Source organism: Bdellovibrionales bacterium, from assembly GCA_019750295.1.
Classification (GTDB): domain Bacteria; phylum Bdellovibrionota; class Bdellovibrionia; order Bdellovibrionales; family JAGQZY01; genus JAIEOS01.
On sequence record JAIEOS010000042.1, the window covers coordinates 71,652 to 77,968 of the forward strand.

At 39.2% G+C, this 6,317-nt stretch carries 8 protein-coding genes; all 8 read right to left on the reverse strand.

All coding sequences use genetic code 11. The annotated features are described in order from the left end of the window. Positions 1-31 precede the first annotated feature (31 nt). Complete coding sequence (locus tag K2Q26_08950; protein MBY0315634.1) at positions 32-733, reverse strand: hypothetical protein; 702 nt, start codon at positions 731-733, stop codon at positions 32-34. Continuing rightward, a complete protein-coding gene (locus tag K2Q26_08955; GenBank protein MBY0315635.1) occupies positions 734-1,357 on the reverse strand; it encodes a hypothetical protein in 624 nt (207 codons plus the stop codon). Then, positions 1,354-2,004 carry a hypothetical protein gene (locus tag K2Q26_08960; protein MBY0315636.1) on the reverse strand — a complete coding sequence of 217 codons (651 nt, stop codon included), beginning with the start codon at positions 2,002-2,004 and terminating at the stop codon, positions 1,354-1,356. Before K2Q26_08960 ends, K2Q26_08955 begins: the two co-directional genes overlap by 4 nt. 203 nt (positions 2,005-2,207) lie before the next feature. Then, positions 2,208-2,897: a hypothetical protein gene (locus tag K2Q26_08965; protein MBY0315637.1), complete on the reverse strand. Its 690-nt coding sequence runs from the start codon at positions 2,895-2,897 to the stop codon at positions 2,208-2,210. Next, positions 2,890-5,286, reverse strand: a complete 2,397-nt coding sequence (locus K2Q26_08970) for an ATP-binding protein (GenBank protein ID MBY0315638.1) — start codon at positions 5,284-5,286, stop codon at positions 2,890-2,892. Before K2Q26_08970 ends, K2Q26_08965 begins: the two co-directional genes overlap by 8 nt. Next, positions 5,283-5,570 carry a hypothetical protein gene (locus K2Q26_08975; GenBank protein MBY0315639.1) on the reverse strand — a complete coding sequence of 96 codons (288 nt, stop codon included), beginning with the start codon at positions 5,568-5,570 and terminating at the stop codon, positions 5,283-5,285. Before K2Q26_08975 ends, K2Q26_08970 begins: the two co-directional genes overlap by 4 nt. 5 nt (positions 5,571-5,575) lie before the next feature. Further along, complete coding sequence (locus K2Q26_08980; protein MBY0315640.1) at positions 5,576-5,881, reverse strand: TrbC/VirB2 family protein; 306 nt, start codon at positions 5,879-5,881, stop codon at positions 5,576-5,578. Between the two features lies 1 nt (position 5,882). After that, the gene (locus tag K2Q26_08985; GenBank protein ID MBY0315641.1) at positions 5,883-6,218 is read right to left on the reverse strand and encodes a hypothetical protein; all 336 of its coding nucleotides are present in this window, start codon (positions 6,216-6,218) and stop codon (positions 5,883-5,885) included. Positions 6,219-6,317: the final 99 nt, after the last annotated feature.

Genomic DNA, 6,317 nt, shown 5'->3' on the forward strand with positions numbered 1-6,317 from the left:
AAATTCTTTAGCTTCTCTTTAAGAATTGCTTTTATAAAAATCCTTTCTCAATAACAGTTTTTGCTGAACGTTTATCGAAATTCGCCATTAGCTCGACGTCGGACTTCGTTTTAAGACCAAATACCAAGCGTCCGCGATTTATACCTTGGGAGAGATTGAAATTTTCAAAGGCGAATTCTTTCTCAATGGACTTAGTGTCATTTCCCTTTAATTCAAAACAGAAGTCTAGAGCCCTTAAATCTTTCTTCGTCGAATTAACCAAATTAAAATCGATGACGTATTTACCGTTCTTTAGAAAAATCGATTTAAGTTCGATTATGATTTTCCCCAAAATTAGCTTTTTAGAAAAGCGCTTGCCTTTTGATTGAGAATTGTCTGATAGAAAAATCTCTTGTGAGTTCTCATTTTTTCTTTTAACAATAATAAAATCATCGTAAGCGCAATGATCGCAGGCTCTAAGAATAAAGCTATAGGTGTGATCTCGAAGGTACACGAAGAGATTCGTGGACGACAGGCCCAGAGGCTGTAGAGCGATATCATTTTCCGAAGCTTCGAGGTTAAAATAGTTTTTATTTCCGATAATGACCTTCTGGGGTTTTTCGTCAAAACGAAGAAGAGTCGTTTTCCCAAGCCCCAGCGTTACGCTTAGAATTTGCTCGGGCTTTAGCGATACACTTGAAACTTCTTTTGCATTTATAGAAGAGATCAATATGCTTAAAAGAAATACGATCACTTAGTTCCTTTGGTGCTCAATAATACCATTAATGTAAAGGCCGATGGGATTTTCAGGGGTCATTGACCCCCGTGAAAGCGACAAGGTGAGCGTTAAAGGAGCGACTAGAGGAAGGCCATCAAGCCGTATAATTCGATCAAATGTTGCGGTAATGGATTTTTCGCTCACCTGGACTAAGATATTCGCTACCGTCTGCTCAAAAGGCTTTTTGCTAAATTCTTTCTTTAAAAATAGGGACACATCCGCTTCGAGTTTATCAAAGAGTCCTTGAGTTACGACAGGGAAGAGGCGATAGCGCATGTCTTGCCAGTTGAGTTTTTTCCACTCATAGCGGCCTTCGATAAATTTTTTAACGGTTTCAATGATATCCTCAGTCTCTATGGGAACGGATTTCTTTTGTCCTTGCACCCAGGTTTTAGTGGTCTTTCCCAAGATTACGACCACCGGATCTTTTAAGAGAAAAAACGCCATCATGACCCAGGTGATAAGTGCTATAAAAAACATCGCTACACTCATAAAACGATAAAAAGTGAGTAGCCGATTCAGGCTTACCCACTGAGAATGAACTCCATCGGGGAGTTTTTCTATTTTTAAGTTTTTTAAAAATTCTTTTATCTTTTTCAAAAATTTCCTTTCTTATACCAATTTTTTCGAAATTCATTTTTCTTTGGCTCTGGCCTGTTTAACCCAGGCATATTTTTTGGAATCATTGCTTTGGTTTTCGCTTTGAGGTAACTTGAAAGTGCTTTCGCAGGCATAGTCGAGATGGTAGATGCCACCGACGAAAATCCATCATTCACTAGCGACTTTGAAGCGAGCGGAATAAAGAGCATCGAAAAACCAATGCAGAGATTAAGCACAATAGACTGCAAATAATCTTCAAAGCCTGTGTATTTGGCCTCTTTCGCAAGATTTAGTAATAAAACGCCTAGGATCGTCCAAAGCACCTTCCACAGGATAACTTGGATTAATCCTCGATAAAGATTCCCCGTCACATGGGATGTGGTTTTGGGGATATACGCTAAAATCATCAAGGGCGAGATCACATAGAGCACGGTCCACACAAAATGTGTGAGCGCCTCGGCCATAAAAAATCCCAAGTAGGCGATCATGTAAGCAAATAGCGACATGAAGTAGAGTGCGTGCTCTCGCAAACTAAACCAGCTATCAGACTTATTATCAGGCAAAGGTCCAAGCTGGGATAAGACGTCCCCGAAACTATTTTTTTGATCGATCCGATTTAATATTCCATCCCCTAAAAATCCAATCACGCTTAAAACCTCTTCAAACGAAATAAGAAGAAGTATTGAGATCAATGTGCGCTTTAAGACTCGAGAGGGATTTACCGATTGCTCAGAATCCTTAATAAGTTCAAGTATCATGAGAAAAACGAGTAAAGGAATTAAGAGGAGCCAATATAGCGAAACTGTCTCTGATCTTAGGACCTTCGCCACCTCCGCAATATGATTAAAGATCAAAACTTAGGCATTCCTTTTGTAGGCTTAAAGGACTGAAACCCACTTTTGAGATCACGATTTACTTTTTGGAAAGAAGACACATTGGACTTATCGGATCTGTTATTAAGTGCTAACTGCTCGCTTTGCATTTTGAGGCTCTGGGATTGAAGTTTAATAAGCTGATTTAAGCTATCCAAAATTAAGGCATTGGATTCCGCAGTCATTCTCGTTGCTCCTTTAAGGGAAGCATTTCGGGCATGGTGTCTTATGGCATCGGCGTTTTCTTCCTGAACGCGGGTGTGGTTTTCGGATAAAGACACCATCTTAAAACTCTCTGCGACCGTGCGATCGTGAAGACGCTGCAAAGCCTCATCCTTACTTGTTGGAATCGAGCCGTATAAATCCAGAACTGAGTCATAGGACTTTTTAAAGTTTTTAAGGTCTGTTAAAATCTTTTCGTTTTCTATCGGTAAGGACTCGATAATTCCTATGGAATTATCAACGCCTGAGCTTAAATTTTGCACAAAGCTTTCTTGGTTCTTCATCGATTCAATCATGATTTGAAGCTGTTTATAGCGTTTATAGTTTTCATCTAATATTTTAATCAGGTAGGGAATTTGTGCCCAACCAGCGCCTCCATCGCCTAAAAACGTATGAGCCTCGGTCGTAAAAAGAAACGTAAATATTAAATAATATTTTTTAGGCATGGGTGGATTCTCGAACTAGAATTTCTAAACATTCGATTAAACTTTTTCCAGAGTTTTTCTCAACGCATTCGGAAATTTTCATTTTGTCCAAAGGGTCTGTAGTACAGATCCAATAGGATAGTGGGTCGGGTTCGATTTTTAGCACTATATCTTTATCTCCTTGTTGATAGTAAAATTCACTAAATTTGCCTTTTGAAATTTCAAGACTTTTAATCGCCGTAACTTGAGTGTCGTTAAAATCAAATGTCTTTTGAAAATGCGACCAGTCAATTTTTCTCTGTCTTAAAATAATCAGATTATTCACGTTCGGTAGAAGTGAGTCTTTAATCTCTTCGCTACTTAAGAAGTCCTTATAATTTTGACTTAAGCTCCAGACGGCACTATTAAATTTTCGCCATGTGCGATAGCAGGTAATGGCAAATTCCTTCGCCATTTCGGTCTTAAATAGTCTTTCAGCCTCATCGATAATAAGCAAATATTTTTTAGAAAAGTCGCCCGTTGATAAATCTTGAATATAAGAGGTTAAAAGTAACAAAAGAGCGTCTTTAAGCTCGGGGTGTTTATTTAAGGACTGCATCTCGATGCTCGTAATATCTTTTTTTAAGGTGATATTGCTTTCGCGGTCTAGAATCTTTCCGTAAGCTGTCTCGCCGGTCCAACTAAAGAGAATGTCGGAATACTTTTTAAGCTCGTTTGAAGAGCTTTGACGAAGAACCTCTCTTAAGTGCGATAGCTTTGGAGTATCGTATTTGTCATAAAGATTAAAAATCGCTTCTTCTAAAAGCGCTTTTTCGCGCTTAGGTAAAAATTTTGTTTCTTCATCCTTAAAAATGATTTCTAAAACTGCGAGGATGAGTTTCACTTTTTCAGGTGTGGGCATCTTCTCTCCTTCGGGAAGATCAAAGAGATTTAACGAAAAACTCGATTCGGTGGACAGATCTAAAAATTCTCCACCTAAGCACTCGACAACTTGCTTTGAGGAGGCTCCATTATCAATCCATACGATCTTTGGCTTTAGATTTGTGGAATAAAACATAAGCATCAGCTGCGATACGGTAAACGATTTCCCGCTTCCCGAACCTCCAAAGACAATTCCGTTCCATGAAGGGAGAGTCGGCTCAAAGGGGTTTAAGCCAAAAAGCGAGTTTTCGCGAGACGTAGTAAGGCAAAGCGCGGAGTTGTTACCTCTCCATGGCTCGTAAACGGGGAGTAAGTGAGAAAGATTGCTCGTTTTAATGACTTTTTTTCGAAACCCCTCGCAGACTCCAGGAAGAGTTTTGATAAAAGCGTCCATGCTGCCATAGGTTTCCAAAACTACTTCGGCACTATTCATGCTTCGAACTGCTTTAATTGCCTCATCCACTTTCTGCTCCAACATTTTTTCCGAAGAACCCCACAGGACGATAGTCAGATCAAAGGTGATGAGTTTTTCCGAGCCATTCGATAGATCTCTTAAAAGATCTTCAATACTCTGAAAGCTTGTTTCACTTTCGATATCGCTTAAGTTTTGACTTCCGCTGACCATGGAGTGAGCCACGCGTCGCTTTAACTGGAGACGAGACTTGGCTTTATCCTGATCCATAAGTTCGATATTTTGTATTAATCGAAAATGAAAGGGGAGACTGCAGAGATTTTCGATCATCGCGGAATAGGTCGAAGGTTCGGGCACATGTTTAAGCGTTAAAAAGCGAAAATGAAAACCTCCTTGGGCAATTCCATCTTTATTAAGGATATGGTCTGTGACTATAAGCTTTGAAGTTATGGAGTGTTCAAACAGATTCTCACTATTTATTCCAAGAGGAGTAGGATTCTCATCGAAACGCTCTTGGTTTAAGCATTTATAAATAAGCGTTTTCCAATCTGAGCTCTCGACTTGCTCAGTCTTAAAACCTAAAGAATTGAGAGAGGATTGCAGTTTTTCGAATTTCTCCAAGATTAAATCATAAAATTCTCCTTGTGATTTTTCAGTCGTCTTTGAAAACGCATCAAAGCTTTCAAATAATTTTTGCGGTCGTAATCTGTGAGGGAGTGACCTTGAGAAAAGATAAATATCTATATTGTAAAAATGGTTTTGTTTAAGTTTTTTCTCAAACTCTTTAATGCGGGATTCGTTAATACTTTGAAGAGTTGGATCTTCGTTATCGAGTAATATCTTATGGCTTTCGATTTGATTCTCAACATTTGGATTTGCGTCAAAATAAAATTGATACTTTAGCGTCGAATCCAGGGATCTTAAAAAGGCATCAAGGCTTGAGGCTAAAGCGTTAATTTCGTCATCGGATTTACAGGAAATGTCAAAGCCCTGAATTTTAAAGCCAATGCCTAGTGATCCATCGGTAAACATCATATAATTTTTAAAAAATTGCCAATAGGGAATTTGATCGATCACTGAAATATATCCTTTTCTTCGTGACAGGAGAAATAGCCTTGAGCCACATAATATCTATAGAGGTGGATTAAATGTCCTTCGGGCTGATTTCGTTTGGTGTAGGTGAGGGTAGCTAATAGTAAAACGGGGAGAACAATACTCGTGGGAATTTCCAAGAAAGTGCCACCAAAAATCATACTCATTAAAGCAAAAAGTCCCACCGACACAAGGAGATCTGAGGCCTCCATGCCCCAGACCTTAAATTTTTGCTCCAAATGTCGATGAATGGTTGATTCAGTTCTCAAAGAAATTAAACTCCCATAATGGATTGAATCCAGCGAATAATAAGTGGAGCAAGACAGCCAATAATGCTTGTCACTAAAATGGTCGTCATCCGAGGCTTTGCTGACTCGTCCCCCGTGGCGGCGAGCATCGCCGCATAGATGAGCCCGATGATCGAGAACGCCGGTAGTACGATTGAAATGAGTTTACTGGTTAAATTATTCACCTTGTTTTCAAAGCCTGATGCCCCAAAGCTTTGCGCTAAAACTATTTCTGGCAGGAATGCGATCATCAAAAGTCCAAAGATAAGTATTAAATTTTTATCTATTTTCAAGTTAGTTCCTTATATAGAGGATTAATGTTTTATATTTTGATCCATAGTTCATAAAAATATTTCCGCGCGTGGTTTCGTTACAATATCCATCTCCGACGCTAACACGTTTTAAAAACTTTCCTTGCTGCGATTTAATGATCTTTTCGATGCGAAAGCGGATATCAGGGCCACTCGCTTCCACAGGTTTAAGGAAATACTGAGCGCCATGGGGTTCTTCTAATATTTTTAAAAAATACTCTCCGTAGTTTTCGTTATAAAAAGCGTGACCAGCGTTAAATGATTTCCCCGTGCGCGGGTCATACCAGGCGAGCGGATAATAATTTTTAATTTCACTCATACGTCTCCTTCGTTTTACTCTCTTGATCTTCCCCCGATTGCACGGACACGGATTTAATGTAATTATCAAGCCGTTGGTACGGCAGAAAAGGGGAATTTA